The sequence below is a fragment of the Microbulbifer sp. genome (assembly GCF_051659245.1).
Taxonomy (GTDB): domain Bacteria; phylum Pseudomonadota; class Gammaproteobacteria; order Pseudomonadales; family Cellvibrionaceae; genus Microbulbifer.
This window is the reverse complement of record NZ_JBOFOC010000203.1, coordinates 24,735-40,557: the sequence shown is the minus strand read 5'-3', so window position 1 is coordinate 40,557 and position 15,823 is coordinate 24,735. Positions and strand designations below refer to the sequence as shown.

Genomic DNA, 15,823 nt, shown 5'->3' with positions numbered 1-15,823 from the left:
TCCGGGCGGGCCGCTAAGCAGCCATCTGCGGCGTTGCATTTGCTTGACGTAGCCGGCTACGCCTGCGCAAATGCGCCTTGCATCTGGCCGCTTAGCGGCCCGCTGATATGACCATTTAGTATGAAACACCACACTAGGTATCGGTAAAACAAAATTGTCCTCAAATAACGAATTGCCCAAACTCCCCTACAAATCCAATGCCCTGGTGCTGTCCGGCGGCGGCGCCCGCGCTGCCTACCAGGCGGGGGTGCTCAAGGCATTGGCGGAACTGGTACCGGAGAGCGAGCCCCATCCCTTCCAGATTATCTGCGGCACGTCCGCCGGGGCGGTGAACGCGCTGTGGCTCGCCTCTCATCCGGGCAGTTTCAGGGAGTCGGTGGATCGCCTCTGTGCCCTGTGGATGGACCTCACCGTAGACAATATCTACCGCAGCAGCTGGCGGAGCCTGCTGGGCAATATGCTTTCCATCACCTGCTCACTGTTCAACCAGGGGGTGGCGCGGCAGAGACCGCTGGCGCTGCTGGACAATACGCCGCTGCGGGAGCTGGTGGATGAGATCATCTATTTCGACAATATCCAGAAGCACATCGACGCCGGCCATCTGCGGGCCGTGTGCGTCAATGCCCTGTCCTACAGCGAGGGGGAGTCGGTCAGCTTTTTCCAGGGCGCCGAGGAACTGGAAGAGTGGCGCCGGTTCCGCCGCTACGGGCTGCGCACCCGCCTGACCGCCGACCACCTGATGGCCTCGGCGGCGATTCCCACCCTGTTTTCCACGGTCAAAATCGGCGACGACTATTATGGCGACGGTGCCGTGCGTCAACTGGCGCCCATCAGCCCGGCGTTGCACCTGGGGGCCAATCGGGTGTTTGTGGTGGGGGTGTCGGACAACCGCTCCCCGGTACACTGGGGCAAGAAGCGCCACAAGCCGCCGCGGCATTCTCCCTCCATGGCGCAGATTGCCGGGCAGCTGTTCAACGCCGCCTTTATCGACAGCCTGGAGGGGGATATCGAGCACCTGGACCGGGTCAACCATTTGCTCGGTTCGGTGCCGGAATCGAAGCTCGGCGACCTGGCGCCGCTGCGTCCGGTGGAATCGGCGGTGATCGAGCCCTCCCAGAGCCTCGACCGCCTGGCGGGGCGCAAAGTTCGCTACCTGCCGCCGGCGGTGCGTTGGCTGTTTCGCTCCACCGGCGCGACCACCTCCGGCGGCGGCGCCTCGGCGGCCAGCTACCTGCTGTTCGAAAAGCCCTTTATCGGCGAGTTGATCGAACTGGGCTACCAGGACGCCATGTGGGAACAGGACAAGTTGCGCGCCTTTCTGCAGCCGGATACCGAGTCGGTGCAGGAGGAACGCAAGGGCCTGTTTGGAATTCGAGTGAAACCGGCAACGGAAGCAGAAAATGGCAATACGCAATCGTAATTTCGGGATCTCCCTTTCCATCCTGTTGCTGACCGCGGTCGTTTCCGGCTGCAGTACACCGGGAAGCCGGCAGGAGCCGTCCCGCCTCCGCACCGCGGAGGAGAGCGAGTACCGCCGCCTGCTGGCTGAGGCACAGCAACTGTCTTTCACCCTGGATTTCAACCAGCTGCGCCGCGCCTTCGTGGCGTCGCCGGTATACAACCCCCATGGGGGCGTAAAACTGGCGGGATTGCCGGAGGCCTACGGCGCGGTGGAGAGCGCCGAGTTCGGGGAATGCCTGAAGCATGTGGACCGGGTGCTGGACAGCAACTACATGAGCCTTGAGGCGCATATGATCGGCGTGGTGTGCAGCGGCCAGGCCGGCGACTTCGAGCGGGAGGACCGCCACCGCTATATGGTGGACGGCCTGATGTCCTCCATTGAAAGCAGCGGCGACGGCAGGACCCAGGACAGCGCCTACCAGACCATCAGTACATCGGAACTGCGCGGCTTTGTACGCCTCAAGGGGTTGCAGGTGCTGGACCAGGATATCGTCTACGACAGAGAGGGCATCTACGACAAGATGCACGTGCGCGATCCGGAGTCCGGAGAGGAGTATCCGCTGTTTTTCGATGTCAGCCGGCAGTTTGCGCGCAGTGTGGACAACAGCGAAGAATAGCCGGGAGTGCGATATATCCCTGTAGGAGCGGCCCATGGCCGCGATCAGACTTTCGGGCTCCCTGAGAGAGTGATCGCGGCCATGGGCGGATGGCCGCCCCGCCGCTCCTACATCAGGAACTGCGAGAGTTTTTCCCAGTCGAAGCGCCGCGTCTTCCGGTCGCTGAACAGAATTTCCACCCGCTGCTCCTCCCACTTGACCACCCGCCCGTAACCGAGCTTGCGGTGGCGGATGCCCTCGCCCAGGGCCGGCTTGCGCATCGCCGCGCGCGGCGCCTCGATCTCCGGGGTGTAATCGCAGGCCTCCAGGTAGCGCAATGTCAGCCGGGTGACCGGCACCGGGCTGTGCAGCGTCTGCGGGCGTTCACGCAAGGCTTCGTCTACAAGTCGGCACAGCGGCAGCTGCATTTCCTCAAGGAACAGCGAGGGGCACTGCTGCGCTTCGCTGTTTTCCGCCGGCCCGGGATTTTCCGGAGTCAGCAGATAGAGTTTTTGGCGCGCGCGGGTCACAGCCACATACATCAGCCGCCGCTCGCTCTCCACCGACGCCGGCGTGGAGAAATCCCGCTGTGGCTGGTAGGGCATATGGTGTCGGGTGAGGGAGGGAATAATCACCTGGTCCCACTCCAGTCCCTTGGCCTGGTGCATGGTGGTGATCTGCACCGCCTCGGCGGCGGTCTGTTCGCCCTCGCGGTGCTGGCGCTGCAGCTCGCGCAAGTGCGCCAGCGCCTCGGCGGGAGGGCGGCGCAACTGATCCAGGTACTGGCAGAAGGCCAGCACTGTCTGTTGTTTTTCCTCCCCCTGCTGGCGGGTGAAGCTGTCATCGCCGATGCCGTCGAGGTAGTCCAGTGCCGCCAGTTGCCGGCGCAGCAGCTCGCCCGCCTGGCCGCGCCACTGTTCGATTTCGGTAAGCAGTTCGGCGCGCAGGCGCAGGCGCCTGGTCTGCGCTTTGCTCAGGGATTCCGGCAGCAGGTGCAGCAGGTGTTTTCCCCAGTCGCTGCCGCAGCGGGCCAGCTCGGCACACAGGGGCTCCAGCTGCGCGCGGGGGATGCGGATATGCGGTGCGGTCAGCCATTCGTAGAGTCCCCGCTGGCGCCGTTCCGCGGGCAGTTCGGCGAATCGGCCGGCGGCGATGTTCAAACTCCAGAACAGCGGGCGCAACTCCCGGCGGGACAGCACCGTGTTGCGGCTGCCGGAGCGGTAGGGAATATTGCCGGCGAGCAGCGCCAGCTCGATGGGTGCGGCCACGGACCAGAGGCGCACCAGGATGGCGATTCCCTTCAGCGATTCGCCGCGTTTGCGGCAGCCGCGCAAATGGTCCACCAGCCAGCGGCTCTCGTTGCCGGTGGCCACGGTTTCGATCTCCGTCCGCTGTTCGCCGTTGGCGGACACGCAGAAAATATCCGCGCGTTCGCGATTGTTTTCGATAAAGTGATTGGCGGCCAGGGAAAGGGCGTGGCCGTAGCGGAAGGTGCGGCTCAGGCGGTAGACGTTGGAGGGGGGGAAATCCCCGTCGAAAAATTTCAGCAGAAAGCTGGGCTTTGAGCCGCGCCACTCGTAAATGGTCTGATCCGGGTCGCCGATGGCGATCACGTTGCAGCTCTTGTTGCTGGGGCGGCCGTAGAGCACGCGTAAAAGGAAGTGCTGTACCTCGTTGATATCCTGGTACTCGTCCACCAGGATATCCTCGTAGTAGCTGCCGTACTCCTCGGCGATTTCCGGGCACAGGCTCAGCAATATCGCCGGGTCGTAGATCAGGTCCGCGTAGGTCACCGCGCCCTGGCTGCGTCGCCACTGTTCGAAGCTGCGGAACACCTTTAGAAAATACATGTACTCGTCGCCGAGTTTCAATTCCTGGAAGGCGCTCAGGTCACCGGTGAGAATGGTCTTGGTGTAATCGATGAAAAATTCCGCGGCCTCGATTTCCGACTGCTTGCGCGCGCGGATGTCCTCCAGCTCGTAGGGGGCCGCGCACTTTTCGATGGCTTTCCAGATCTGCAGTTGCACCGTGGGCTGGGGCAGGGGGGTGAGTCTGGCGGGGGCGATATGGCCATTGGCGATCATGCGCTGGTAGAGGCGGTAGCCGAGGCTGTGGAAGGTGTGCACCGCCGGCGCGGGCGTGCAGTCCAGCTGCCGCAGGCGCCGCTCGAAATCCTCCCGCGCGCTGCGATTGTACATCAGCACCAGCATGCGCTCCGCCGCCACCCCGGCCCGCAGGCGGTTCTTGATGTAGTGCAGCAGGGCGGTGGTCTTGCCGGAGCCGGCCACGGCGATGATCTTTGCATGGCCGCCGGGATGGTCGGCGATGGCCTGTTGTTCTTCCGTGAGTGGGTGCTGCATGGGAGCTGCCGGTCAAATACTGGATATTCTGCCAGTACTCGCGGAGCGGATACAAGCGGGGAGTTGGGAAAGAATACCGGAATTTAATGCGAAGCCCCCGGTAGCAGGGCCGCCACGGGATCGGCTACATGCACCCTGGCTCCGGCACTAGTGATCACTCCCCCCCACCGGCCTCCCCCCTGCGCAGCGCCAGCTCGGCGATATAGGAGGACAGGAACACCCGGCCGCTCAGCTCCTCCAGCAGGCGCGAGCGCCCCAGGCGGTCGAGCACCGGACCCTTTACCTCCGAAAGGTGCAGGCGGATATTCCGGTCCTTCAGGTCCCGGTTCACCTGCTGCAGCCGTTCCAGCGCGGTGCCGTCGATTCGGTTCACCGAAGACAGGATCAGCACCAGTTCGCGCGCCTGCGAATGCCGTTTCAGCTCGCTCAGCAGGCGGTCTTCCACCGCGCTGATATTGTTGAAAAACAGGCTCTCGTCGATACGCAGGAAGAGTATCTCCGGCGACGTCTCCACCGTGTGGCGCAACACGTTGCGGAAATGCTCGGTGCCCGGCAGCCTCCCCATCACCGCGATGTGCGGGCGGCTGCTGTGCCAGATCAGGGAGGCGAAGGAGAAGCCTACACCGAGGCCGATGCCCGCCTCGATCCCGAATAGCATTACGCCGAGAAAGGTGCCGAGCATCGCCAGGCCGTCGGCGCGATCGTAGCGCCAGATACGTGCGAATCCCCGTATATCGATGGAGCTGGCGGCGGCCACGATGATGGTGGCGGCCAACACAGCAATCGGCAGGTGGGCAAAGATCCCGGTGAGAAACAGCAGCACCAGCCCGATCATCAGGGCGGTGAGCACGCCCACCATCGGGGATACCGCGCCGGCCTCTTCGCTGATGATGGTGCGTGACAGGCTGCCGGTTACCGGCATGCCGCCTGACAGGGCGCTGGCGATATTGGCGGCGCCCAGCCCCCGCAGTTCCGCGTCCGCATTCAAGCGTTCGCCGCGCCTGGCCGCCATGGCCTGGGCCACGGACAAGCTGCCGATGAAATTGAGCAGGGCGATGATCAGTGCGGGCAGCAACAGCTGGTAGCTGGTATTCCAGTCGAAAGGGGGGAGGCGGATTTGCGGCAGGCCGGGGGGCAAGGGGCCCACAACCGGCAGGAATTGCTCCAGGTCCAGCGCCACCACCAGGGCAGTGGCGGCAAGTACCACCGCCATGGGTACGAGCGAGGCGAGCAGTCGCGCTGTGTTTTTTTCCATTCCCAACTTGCACAGCAACAGCGGCAGCCACAGGCGGGCGGCGATCAGCACTAGCAGGGCCGCCAGCCCCGCCCATGTGGAGAGGGGGATGTCGTCCGGCAGGTTGCGCAGGGTGGCGAGGAGTAACTGCAGCGCGGTGACCTCGGTCGCCGGCACCCCGAGCAGGGTGTCTACCTGGCCGACAATGATCAGAACCGCGGTGGCGGCGATAAAGCCGGTGATCACCGGATGACTGAGCAGGTTTGCGAGAATGCCCATGCGCAGCATCCCCAGGGCGAACGAAAACAGTCCACTGAGCGCGGCGAGCAGTGCGGCGGCGGCGATGTACTCCGGGCTGCCGGGAGCGGCCAGGGGGGTGAGGGCGGAAGCGGTCATCAGCGACAGCACCGCCATCGGCCCCACTGATAGCACCATGCTGGAGCCGAAGAGCGCATAGCCGAGCAGCGGCAGCAGGCTGGCGTAGAGGCCGATATGCGGAGGCAGTCCGGCGAGCAGTGCATAGGCGAGCGACTGGGGCACCAGCATCATGGTGGTCACCAGCGCGGCGGTGGTATCTCCCGCCAGCCACTGGCGCTGATAGCCTTGCAACCAGTCCGGGACCAGCTTCTTTAGCCGCATAGTTCCGCGCTTTCCTCGCTGCTTCGGTCAAGCCGGGTTTCGGGAGTACAGATTCACAAACCTGATCGGTAAATATTAAACCCATGGCTGGACTCCGAAACCAGAATATCAAGATATCAGGTAACTGTTCACCCCTGTAGGAGCGGCGGGGTGGTTCGCTTAAGCCAATGCAGGTTCCCTATGAGTGAGTAGTTACGATATCAGAAAGATCCGCTCCGGAAGGCGGAGTGCGCAACGCTGCAGTTGCTCTGCCGTACCCTGTCTCAGCCATCCGCTGTGGCGCGGCGGCTTTCTATTACCCGAAAAATACCCATGCCCGCCACCATGGCGGCGGCGAACACCAGCGCCTTGAATTCACCGGCGCCGGTGGCCACGATGCCGGGGCCCGGGCAGAAGCCTGCCAGGCCCCAGCCGATGCCAAACACAATGCCTCCCAGGAGCAGTCGGCGGTCGATATTTTGCCGCGAGGGCAATTTCAGCTCGCCGCCAAAGAGCGACTTGCCTCGCTTCCCGGTCAGATAGAAGGCCGGCATGCCGACACAGATGGCGCCGGCCATCACCAGACCCAGAGAGGGGTCCCAGGCGCCGAACAAGTCGAGGAAGGCCAGCACCTTTTCCGGGTTGGCCATTCCGGAGAGCAGCAGGCCGATGCCGAATACCAGCCCGGCGAGAAAAGCGGAAAAGAGTGATCTGTTCACTTAGACCCCCAGAAGATGGCGCGTCACATAAACCGTGGCAAAGCCGCCGCCCATAAATGCCAGCGTCGCCACCAGCGAGCGGGGTGACAGCCGGGACAGGCCGCAGACCCCGTGGCCGCTGGTGCAGCCGGAGCCATAGCGGGTGCCGATACCCACCAGCAGCCCGGCGGCGATCAGCATCGGGTAACCCGCCTCGATACGAATCGGCGGCAGGGCGGTGAAAAGTGCCCAGAGCGCGGGTGCGGCCAGCAGGCCGAGAACGAACGCCAGGCGCCAGCCAGTCTCGCCGGCAGTGCGCGCGAACAACCCGCCGACGATGCCAGAGATTCCGGCGATACGCCCATTCAGCGACAGCAGCAGCGCGCTGGCCAGGCCGATCAGTGCTCCGCCCGCCAGTGCGGACAGGGGGGTAAAGGCATTCCAGTCTATGGTCATACAGTTACTCCGAGCAGTAGAGGTGGTAGAGGGTTTGCAGCAGCGCCAGCACCCGCTCGTCGGCCACCCGGTAGTACACGTGCTTGCCCTCGCGGCGGGTGGCCACCAGCCCCTCCCTGCGCAGCACGCCCAGTTGCTGGGACAGGCTGGGCTGGTAGATGCCCAGCCTGTCCTCCAGGTCGCCGACACAGAGCTCTTCCTGGCTCAACTGACACAGTAGTAGCAGGCGGTCCCGGTTGGCCAGGGAGCGCAGCATCAGCGAGGCGTCGCCGGCAGAGGCGCGCATCTTGTCGAGACTGATGTTGGAAGTATCGGCCATGGTTGCCCCATAAAGTTTACAAGCAAATATTATATTGATTTATATAATATTTGCAAGTATATTGTTGGCTGTTGAGATTGGGAGATAAGCCTATGTCAGCCGCTAAACCGCTTACCCAGGTCCAGCCGTTCCTTGACCCGGACACCGAAACCTGGAGCTATGTGGTCTACGATCACCCGGGCGGCACTGCCGCGGTGGTGGACCCGGTGTTGGACTTCGACCCCGCGTCCGGTCACACCAACACCGCCGGCGCCAAGCGCCTGGTGGAATTCATCCACGCAGAAAAACTCTCGGTGGAGTGGATACTGGAAACTCACGCTCACGCGGACCATCTGTCCGCGGCGCCATTTATCCGCAAGCAGCTGGGTGGGAAAATCGCTATCGGTGACAAGATCCGCGAGGTGCAAAAGATTTTCCGCGAGGTGTTCAACCTGGAGAAGCAATTCCTCGTGGATGGCAGTCAGTTCGATCACCTGTTCCACGATGGCGATGTATTCAATGTCGGCGAACTGGAAGCCCGGGTCATCTATGTGCCGGGCCATACGCCGGCGGATATGGCCTGGATGATCGGCGACGCCCTGTTTGTGGGCGATACCCTTTTTATGCCGGATGTGGGCAGCGCCCGCTGCGATTTCCCCGGAGGCGATGCCGCCAGCCTGTACCGCTCGGTGCAAAAACTGCTGGAGCTGCCGGAGGATGTCCGCATGTTCATGTGCCACGACTACCCGCCCGAGGGCGGTCGCGGGCACCGTTGCGAGACCACGGTGGGCGAGCAGAAGCGCAACAATATCCACCTGCACCAGGGTGTCAGCGAAGCCGGGTTCGTGGCCATGCGCACCAAGCGCGATGCCACCCTGCCCATGCCCCGGCTGATTATTCCCTCTATCCAGGTGAATATCCGCGCGGGGCGGATGCCGCCGCCGGAGGATAACGGGGTGGTCTACCTCAAAGTGCCGATCAACCATTTGTAGTATCGAGGTTGGAGAGACAATGGATATCAAACAATTGGACAGCCAGGTGTCCGTATCCGCCGATATAACCTGTGCACAATTACAGTATTTGGTACAGGCCGGCGTTGAGGTGCTGGTATGCAACCGGCTGGAAGGGGAGGCAGATGGCCAGGACTCCTTCGCGGAACTGGCACAAGCCGCAGCTGCCTGTGGTATCGAATTTGTCGCCATCCCCTTTGTTCCGGGGCAGATGCACGCTGCTCACTGTGATGAGTTCGCGGAAATCCTGGACGGCGGCAAAAAGGTCCACGCCTTCTGCCGCACCGGCAACCGGGCCTGCAATTTGTGGGCTGCGGCAAAATGCGGGGCGGGAGCAGATGGGAAAACCCTGATGGAAAACGCCCGCGGGGCGGGGTTTGACGTCAGCGGCACGCTTATTGTTTTCGGCCGCTAACGGGGTGGACGCGGTGCATCGACTGGCGGGCTACCTGCCCATTCCCGCCTGGCTCAGGCAGTACAACCGCCAGAAATTGGGGCGTGACCTCCTGGCTGGGGTTATCGTCACCATCATGCTGATCCCCCAGTCGCTGGCCTACGCACTGCTCGCGGGTCTGCCCGCCGAGGTTGGTCTCTACGCGAGTATCGCGCCGCTGATCGCCTACGCCCTGTTCGGCAGCAGCCGCAGTCTGTCGGTGGGTCCCGTGGCGATAACGTCTCTGATGACCGCTGTCGCCCTAAGCCAGGTGGCCGTGCAGGGAACCGGGGAATACCTGTTGGCGGCGTCGGTGCTGGCGCTGCTGTGCGGGCTGTTTCTGGCATTGATGGGATTTCTGCGCCTGGGCTTTCTTGCCAATTTCCTCTCGCACCCGGTGATCTCTGGTTTTATTACCGCTTCCGGACTGCTGATTGCTCTCAGCCAGCTCAAGCATATCCTGGGTATTGATGCAGGTGGCGAAAACCTGCCGCAGTTGGGTGCATCGCTGCTGGAAAATCTCTCCGGAATGAATGCTCATACACTGGCGATCGGCACACTGGTTGTGCTGTTTTTGTTCTGGTCGCGGAGCGGTGCCACAATTCTGTTGACCCGTTTGTCATTATCTCCGCACAGCGCCGCGCTGTTGGCAAAAGCGGCCCCGGTGGTGGGTGTGCTGGTCACTGTTTTGCTCAGCCTGGTACTCGGTCTGGAGGAAAAAGATGTGGCGCTCGTGGGTACCATTCCCCGCGGGCTGCCAGACTTGCGGATACCCGGCCTTTCCTGGGAACTGATTAGGGCGCTGATGCTGCCGGCGGTGATGATTTCGGTCATCGGCTATGTGGAATCTGTATCCGTGGGCAAGACTCTGGCTGCCAAGCGCCGCCAGAAAATCGATGTGAACCGCGAACTGGTCGGCCTGGGGGCGGCCAACGTGGCTTCCGGTTTCTCCGGCGCCTTTCCGGTGACCGGAGGATTCTCCCGCTCGGTGGTCAATTTCGACGCGGGGGCGGAGACGCAGATGGCGAGTGTCTTTACCGCTATCGGTATCGCCCTGGTATCAATGTTTCTCACTCCTTTCCTGTACTACCTGCCCAAGGCAACACTGGCGGCCACCATTATCGTCGCGGTCCTGTCGCTGGTGGATTTTTCCATACTGAAAAAGACCTGGAATTTCTCCCGCAGGGACTTCGCCGCTGCGCTCGTCACCATCGTAGTGACATTGCTTGCGGGAGTTGAGGCGGGTGTTGCCTGCGGTGTCGCCGCTTCGATAATGCTGTTCCTCTATCGCACCTCCAGGCCGCATATCGCCGAAGTGGGACTGGTGGAGGGCACCGAACATTTCAGGAACGTCAGGCGCCATAAGGTGCTGACGGTGCCGCAGATACTGACCATCCGCGTGGACGAAAGCCTGCTGTTCTCCAATGCCGGCTATCTCGAGGGTCGCATTTATGCCGATTTGGCGGGGAATGCGCAGGTTCGGCATGTGATCCTGATGTGCAGCGCAGTCAACGAAGTAGACTGGAGTGCACTGGAAGTGCTGGAGTCGGTGAATGAAAGGCTGGCGGAACTGGGTGTCAGTCTGCACCTGTCTGAAGTCAAGGGGCCGGTGATGGATGCACTTCAGCGCAGTGGTTTCCTGCAGCAGCTTTCCGGGGAGGTTTTTCTCACCCAGTTCCAGGCTTTTTCGAAAGTCCCGGAACTGGACAGTGTTGATGCAGGGCAGCCGGCGGCGATAACCGAAGATGCCTGAAAATCGGCGCCGGGGATGGCGCCGGTCGAGAAATATCAGTTTTCGAAGTATTCGAAGGCGTCGATTCTGTCCAGGTAAACGCCGTCGAAACCGGCCTCTATTATCCTGTCCAGATAGGCATTGTCCTCTCCGTAGATTAACTCCTGCCAGTCCTGGTCCCAGTACTCCACGTAGTAGTTGCCGTCCCAGTCGGGGTCTTCTTTCTCCAGCCATACCGGCTGATTGGATGGCCAGTGACTCTGCCAGTAATAGCGATAGTCCTCCGCTTGGCCAATGCTCATATAGGCGATCAGCAACCGCTTGCCACCGTTGCGCTTTTCCTTGAGCTGCTCTATCTGCGCCGGGGTGTACTCCACTCCGTCGAAGAAGAAATCCATGATGATCACGTCGTAGTTGGTAATGCTGATATCGTTGACCAGCTCCTGGCGTGTCGAGGAGAGCCACGGATTGATCAGATAGAGGAAGTTCCTGGCATCGGAGAGCTGTTCGATATCCTCGTCATTTTCATTGTTGATGCTGAGCGGGTAAGTGGGGATATTGTCCAGTTCCCGGTTGTCGGCGGCGAAGGAAATATATCCGAGGTTGGCATTCTGCTCGTAAGAGTCATCCATATTGTTCTGGCTGAAGGCGTAGTCGGTAACCAGAATGGTGACATCACCACTGTCCTTGGCCATATCCAGGAAGGTACGGGTCCACAGACGTTCCTTTGCCGGCGTGGGCTGGTCATCGTCGTCATAGCCGTAGAACAGGGATTCCAGCCCGATACCGTCTATGGCATTGACATAGTCCACATCGGCAGTGCCGGTGTCGTTCCCGGTTGTGCTGACGATTTCTGCGCCATTCTGGGGAATAATGATAAAGTTTCCGTCGGCTCCTTTTGCGTATTGACTGATATCCTGGACGAAATCCCGCATCTCTTGTTTGTAGTCGACGGCTTCCACTTCCCCGTCGCTGTCGGAATCGATCTTCGGAAATTCGTCCAGGTTGCAACCAAACAGAAATAAAGGCAGTAGGAAGATTGCGTAGCCGAACCGTTTCACATTACATCCCTCCGGGTAACTCGTAGGGACCGAAGGTAACAGGGATGGGGAGAACGGGCAACCGAAAAGCGGCACCGGTCCGGTGCCGCTTTTGTAGGCTGATTTGGCTGAGGACTACTTGACCTGAAAGACGCCATCCGTATCCTTTTCCAGTTCATAGTAGAACCAGCGCTTGGTCTGGCTGGATTTTTCCCGGCGGAATGCAATCACCGCCCGGTGGCCGTCGGTGCGCAGGTTGATGGAGCCGTAGACACCCACATTCCGTTTGAACAGCTCGTCCAGTATCTCGTTGCGCTGGTCCTTTAATTCCTGTTCCCTGGCCGGGTCGTCCTCTCTTTTGATCTTCTCCACCAGCCTGTCCAGTTTCCGGCGCAAGGACTGGTCTTCGTGTTCGCGGGTGGAGCGCTGCAGTTCGGTGCTGAGAATCAGCGGGCGCTCGCCCCGCCCCTTTTTGCCCAGCAGGCCGAGCAGGTCGGGGCGCGGGTGCACGTGGCTCTCCTCGTCGCCGGAGGAGACCACATAGCCGGCGGGCGCCGTGGCCTCGAGAAATTCCTCGGTGACATCGGAAGAGCCGTGGTGGCAGCATTTCATCAGGTCCGCGCCAAAGCTCGCTCTGGCCCGCTCGATCATCGCCCGGGTCTCGGTTAGGGTGGTGGGGGCCGCGCCGCTGTTGCCGTAGTGACGCATCAGGAAGTGTTCTGCGGGGGCATTGAGATCACCGCCGAACAGGATGGCGAAACCCCTGTACTGCAGCCGCAGCAGTACCGAGTGGCCGTTCTTGGTCTTGGCGGTGTTCATCGCGGTCCCGCTCATGGTGGCGGGCAGGGCACGCAGACCAGGTTGGCCGTTGGGAGCTTTCTCCACCACCGGGCCCAGCACCTCGATGGTCAGCTCCGGGTTGTCCGAGGGGGCGAATCCAGGCATCCAGCTGCGCCCGTCCTCTTTCGCTCCGTGCTCGGTGGACAGCATGGCTATGTCGCCGAAGCACTCGCTCTCCAGCGCGGTCCAGATCAGTTCCGGATACCATTTCCGCCCGCGCACCGCCGGGTCGGCATAGAGCGCGCGGGCTGAGGATTCAGTGGGCCGGATATCGGTGAGGAAACCGCCTTCGAGCGGCCCCAGCAGGTCGGGACCGGTGCGTTCCATCAGGCCATTGTGGTAGACGTTTTCGAAGGAGATCTGCGGGTTTTCAAAAACCTTCTGAAAACCCCGGTAGTGGTCGCTGTCCGGGTGGGTGATCACCGCGGCGTGGAAGCGAAATTTGTTTTTGAAATCCCGGAACCGGTACTCCAGGTAGCCCTTCATGTTGTCGCCGATACCGGCGTCGATAATCAGGATTCTTTCCCGCGTGCCGATCAGCGGAGTAGTGAGGATGCAGCCGTCCCCCTGGCCCACGTCGAGAAAAATCATCTCCAGCAGCCGCTCTTGCTGGTAGTCCTCTTTTTTGATGGCAAAGGTACCACCGCCCCAGCTCACTCTGGACCACTTTTCGTCGATATCGTCGACAATGCGCAGCCAGTCCCCCCACAGCAGTTGCCGCTTCCTGGTTCTCAGGTTGTCGATATCGTAGAGATAGACAACCGGCCCCTTAGCATAGCGGATCCTGACCACGGCCCGGACCTTCCTGTTTTACGGTTGACGGTACTCTTCCGGAGCCGCAGTCTCCAGTTTCTACTTCGGCGGGCCGCGGCGGCCGAAAATCAGTGCCAGCACAAAGAGTATAATAAATATAAAGAATAGGACCTTTGCCGCGTCCGTAGCGACTGTTGCGACACCGCTAAAGCCGAAAAAGGCGGCGATAATCGCAACAACAAAGAAAATGATTGCCCAGCGCAACATGCTTGAACCTCCTGCCCGGCCTCTGCCTACTGCCCGGCCTTTGCCTACTGGATGATACTTTGCCCAATAGCTTCTTTGCGGCTAGCGTCAAGGTTAGGGTGCCGCAAGCGGGGTCACCATATTTTGGCGTCGATGACAGCGCTAACGTTGCACGGCTGCGATATGCCGGATGTGGCGAAGGAGGTGGAGCGGGTGACCTGATTGGGCCGGGCGAGATGCTCCGCTGCTGAATATTGCCATTCGTATCTCTCCTCAGCGGAAGAGGGGCCTTGTCCCGAACCCCGCTGGCCGCGGGGGTGCTGCGGAATAATTAAAAAAGGGCAAGACCTTCCGGCCTTGCCCTTTTTCGTATTTTCACCTCAGGGGTGAAAATTCCCCCAGTGGTAGCCGGGGGAGAATGTCACAATGGATTAGAGTGCGACAATATTTTCAGCTTGCAGGCCTTTGGGGCCTTTGGCTACGGTGAACTCGACTTTCTGGCCTTCGGCCAGGGTCTTGAATCCGGTGTCGGCGATTGCACTGAAGTGCGCAAAGACGTCGGGGCCTGATTCCTGCTCAAGAAAGCCAAAACCCTTGGATTCGTCGAACCACTTTACGGTTCCTATAGTTGTGTTGCTCACAATCATTTCCTAAAAATAATAACAATATTGTGCCATTTGAAAATGGCGGGTGTAGCGGGAAACAAGCGGAGTTACTAACTAAAGGACGAGGATTATGGGTATAACTTCGTGACAGGAGAGAATAATCATGCAGCTTGTGTTCTAGCTTCCCAATAGTGTATAGCCATTTGGGTGAAAGTCAATCTATTAATGCAGGGCATAGATGTAGCCGTCGAAGGTGGTGACCCGCCGGGAGGTTTGTGACCCTATCACTGAGTGACCCGAGCTGCCAGAATAGTCCCCCGCTCTTTGGGTCCAGGGCGTATGCAGACTCGTCGGTCGCGCCGCCAAAGACGGTGACATTCCCAGTAGGTCAGGACCGGAATGGCACTGACTTAAGCGGAATCCCCCTGTAGGAGCCTGCTTGCAGGCGAATTGAGGTCGCGGTAAGGCACCGGGAATGTTCGCCTGCAAGCAGGCTCCTACAGCGCAATCCTCAGGGGCAGGAGCAGCTCGGGGCTTAACTTATACCATTCGGTCAGGACCGGAATGTGCCGCCAGCCGTTTACAGTTTTCTGGTCATAAACACACTGTTCGGATCTTCCCGGTAGTCGGCAAAGGGTTCGCAGTATTCAAATCCGAAACTGGCGTAGAGTCTTCTCGCCGGCTCGAAGGCGGCCATCGAGCCTGTCTCCAGGCTCAGGCGCCGGTAGCCGCGACTGCGGGCCTGGCCGAGTATGTGATGCAGCAGTCGCCGTGCGACACCTTTCCTCAGGTGTGCCGATGCGGTGCGCATGGATTTTATTTCCGCATGCCGGGTATCCAGTGCCTTCAATGCCCCGCAGCCCATCAGTTCGGCGCCATCCCAGGCACTCCAGAAAGTGATTTCCGGCCGGCGCAACGCCTCCAGGTCCAGTGCGTGGATACTTTCCGGGGGAGAATGCCGGGCCATGCCCCGCAGGTGCTCGCTCAATAGCTCGGCCACTTCCGGGCCACTCAGGTCATCTACTTTGATTTTCATACAGGCTGAACTTTTCTATCAAAGTGCGCTAGAGGATAGACTCGATATACTCTTTCAACGCGGCGGCATTGTTGTAGTGCGTTTCCTTCGAGCTGAACAGGAATACCGCTTTCCTGAACTTTATGTTATCGACCAGTTCATCGACCGATTCACGACTATTGTCGAGTTCGGAAAAATATCGCTTCTTGAACTCAGGCCACTTCTCCGGATCGTGTTGGTACCAGCGCCGGAGTTCATCGGAGGGGGCGAGATCCTTGACCCAGAGGTCGATATCTGCCTTGTCCCTCGACAGGCCCCTGGGCCACAGGCGGTCCACCAGGATTCTCATTCCTTCTCCGGATTTCGGCTTTTCATAGACTCTTTTAACGGTAATGGACATAAGGGACTCTCCTGTTGTGGTGTAAACA

General features: G+C 60.6%; 16 protein-coding genes. 5 read left to right on the top strand and 11 right to left on the bottom strand.

Annotated features, from left to right (window positions below):
* The first annotated feature begins 154 nt into the window (after window positions 1-154).
* Window positions 155-1,420, top strand: a complete 1,266-nt coding sequence (locus ACRC0P_RS19040) for a patatin-like phospholipase family protein (protein WP_438632888.1) — start codon at window positions 155-157, stop codon at window positions 1,418-1,420.
* Entirely contained in the window at window positions 1,401-2,078 is a 678-nt protein-coding gene (locus tag ACRC0P_RS19035) for a DUF4919 domain-containing protein (protein WP_438632887.1), read from the top strand. Before ACRC0P_RS19040 ends, ACRC0P_RS19035 begins: the two co-directional genes overlap by 20 nt.
* A 107-nt stretch (window positions 2,079-2,185) precedes the next feature.
* Here ACRC0P_RS19035 and ACRC0P_RS19030 read toward each other — a convergent pair whose 3' ends face one another.
* The 5 genes from ACRC0P_RS19030 to ACRC0P_RS19010 all read right to left on the bottom strand — a co-directional run bounded on the left by ACRC0P_RS19030 (window position 2,186) and on the right by ACRC0P_RS19010 (window position 7,742).
* Window positions 2,186-4,417, bottom strand: coding sequence for an ATP-dependent helicase (locus tag ACRC0P_RS19030; RefSeq protein WP_438632886.1), 2,232 nt, complete (start codon window positions 4,415-4,417; stop codon window positions 2,186-2,188).
* 154 nt (window positions 4,418-4,571) lie between these two features.
* A complete protein-coding gene (locus ACRC0P_RS19025) occupies window positions 4,572-6,290 on the bottom strand; it encodes a SulP family inorganic anion transporter (RefSeq protein ID WP_438632885.1) in 1,719 nt (572 codons plus the stop codon).
* Window positions 6,291-6,553: 263 nt separating this feature from the next.
* The gene (locus ACRC0P_RS19020) at window positions 6,554-6,988 is read right to left on the bottom strand and encodes a DUF6691 family protein (RefSeq protein WP_438632884.1); all 435 of its coding nucleotides are present in this window, start codon (window positions 6,986-6,988) and stop codon (window positions 6,554-6,556) included.
* Window positions 6,989-7,423, bottom strand: coding sequence for a YeeE/YedE family protein (locus ACRC0P_RS19015; RefSeq protein WP_438632883.1), 435 nt, complete (start codon window positions 7,421-7,423; stop codon window positions 6,989-6,991).
* Between the two features lie 4 nt (window positions 7,424-7,427).
* Window positions 7,428-7,742: an ArsR/SmtB family transcription factor gene (locus ACRC0P_RS19010; RefSeq protein ID WP_438632882.1), complete on the bottom strand. Its 315-nt coding sequence runs from the start codon at window positions 7,740-7,742 to the stop codon at window positions 7,428-7,430.
* Between the two features lie 92 nt (window positions 7,743-7,834).
* Between ACRC0P_RS19010 and ACRC0P_RS19005 the strand changes: the two genes are divergently transcribed.
* From ACRC0P_RS19005 to ACRC0P_RS18995, 3 genes are read left to right on the top strand one after another with little or no spacing between them, the layout of a single operon-like run.
* Window positions 7,835-8,713, top strand: a complete 879-nt coding sequence (locus ACRC0P_RS19005) for an MBL fold metallo-hydrolase (RefSeq protein ID WP_438632881.1) — start codon at window positions 7,835-7,837, stop codon at window positions 8,711-8,713.
* Window positions 8,714-8,732: 19 nt separating this feature from the next.
* Window positions 8,733-9,146: a TIGR01244 family sulfur transferase gene (locus tag ACRC0P_RS19000; protein WP_438632880.1), complete on the top strand. Its 414-nt coding sequence runs from the start codon at window positions 8,733-8,735 to the stop codon at window positions 9,144-9,146.
* A gap of 13 nt (window positions 9,147-9,159) precedes the next feature.
* Entirely contained in the window at window positions 9,160-10,917 is a 1,758-nt protein-coding gene (locus ACRC0P_RS18995; RefSeq protein WP_438632879.1) for a SulP family inorganic anion transporter, read from the top strand.
* 35 nt (window positions 10,918-10,952) lie between these two features.
* On the opposite strand, the gene ACRC0P_RS18990 is transcribed toward ACRC0P_RS18995, so the two are convergent.
* From ACRC0P_RS18990 to ACRC0P_RS18965, 6 genes are all read right to left on the bottom strand, one after another.
* Entirely contained in the window at window positions 10,953-11,957 is a 1,005-nt protein-coding gene (locus tag ACRC0P_RS18990) for an endo alpha-1,4 polygalactosaminidase (RefSeq protein ID WP_438632878.1), read from the bottom strand.
* A 114-nt stretch (window positions 11,958-12,071) separates the two neighbouring features.
* Window positions 12,072-13,568, bottom strand: a complete 1,497-nt coding sequence (locus tag ACRC0P_RS18985) for a ComEC/Rec2 family competence protein (protein ID WP_438632877.1) — start codon at window positions 13,566-13,568, stop codon at window positions 12,072-12,074.
* A 60-nt stretch (window positions 13,569-13,628) separates the two neighbouring features.
* A complete protein-coding gene (locus ACRC0P_RS18980) occupies window positions 13,629-13,796 on the bottom strand; it encodes a DUF1328 domain-containing protein (protein WP_438632876.1) in 168 nt (55 codons plus the stop codon).
* Window positions 13,797-14,206: 410 nt separating this feature from the next.
* Window positions 14,207-14,422 carry a cold-shock protein gene (locus tag ACRC0P_RS18975; protein WP_438632875.1) on the bottom strand — a complete coding sequence of 72 codons (216 nt, stop codon included), beginning with the start codon at window positions 14,420-14,422 and terminating at the stop codon, window positions 14,207-14,209.
* A 538-nt stretch (window positions 14,423-14,960) separates the two neighbouring features.
* Window positions 14,961-15,416 carry a GNAT family N-acetyltransferase gene (locus ACRC0P_RS18970; RefSeq protein ID WP_438632874.1) on the bottom strand — a complete coding sequence of 152 codons (456 nt, stop codon included), beginning with the start codon at window positions 15,414-15,416 and terminating at the stop codon, window positions 14,961-14,963.
* A 28-nt stretch (window positions 15,417-15,444) separates the two neighbouring features.
* The gene (locus ACRC0P_RS18965) at window positions 15,445-15,795 is read right to left on the bottom strand and encodes a DUF488 domain-containing protein (RefSeq protein ID WP_438632873.1); all 351 of its coding nucleotides are present in this window, start codon (window positions 15,793-15,795) and stop codon (window positions 15,445-15,447) included.
* Window positions 15,796-15,823 lie beyond the last annotated feature (28 nt).

Coding starts and splice junctions, on each gene's coding strand:
- ACRC0P_RS19015 (WP_438632883.1), bottom strand. CDS start 7,423: ATGACCATAGACTGGAATGCCTTTACCCCCCTGTCCGCACTGGCGGGC.
- ACRC0P_RS19030 (WP_438632886.1), bottom strand. CDS start 4,417: ATGCAGCACCCACTCACGGAAGAACAACAGGCCATCGCCGACCATCCC.
- ACRC0P_RS19025 (WP_438632885.1), bottom strand. CDS start 6,290: ATGCGGCTAAAGAAGCTGGTCCCGGACTGGTTGCAAGGCTATCAGCGC.
- ACRC0P_RS19035 (WP_438632887.1), top strand. CDS start 1,401: ATGGCAATACGCAATCGTAATTTCGGGATCTCCCTTTCCATCCTGTTG.
- ACRC0P_RS18980 (WP_438632876.1), bottom strand. CDS start 13,796: ATGTTGCGCTGGGCAATCATTTTCTTTGTTGTTGCGATTATCGCCGCC.
- ACRC0P_RS19010 (WP_438632882.1), bottom strand. CDS start 7,742: ATGGCCGATACTTCCAACATCAGTCTCGACAAGATGCGCGCCTCTGCC.
- ACRC0P_RS19000 (WP_438632880.1), top strand. CDS start 8,733: ATGGATATCAAACAATTGGACAGCCAGGTGTCCGTATCCGCCGATATA.
- ACRC0P_RS19005 (WP_438632881.1), top strand. CDS start 7,835: ATGTCAGCCGCTAAACCGCTTACCCAGGTCCAGCCGTTCCTTGACCCG.
- ACRC0P_RS18975 (WP_438632875.1), bottom strand. CDS start 14,422: ATGATTGTGAGCAACACAACTATAGGAACCGTAAAGTGGTTCGACGAA.
- ACRC0P_RS18965 (WP_438632873.1), bottom strand. CDS start 15,795: ATGTCCATTACCGTTAAAAGAGTCTATGAAAAGCCGAAATCCGGAGAA.
- ACRC0P_RS18970 (WP_438632874.1), bottom strand. CDS start 15,416: ATGAAAATCAAAGTAGATGACCTGAGTGGCCCGGAAGTGGCCGAGCTA.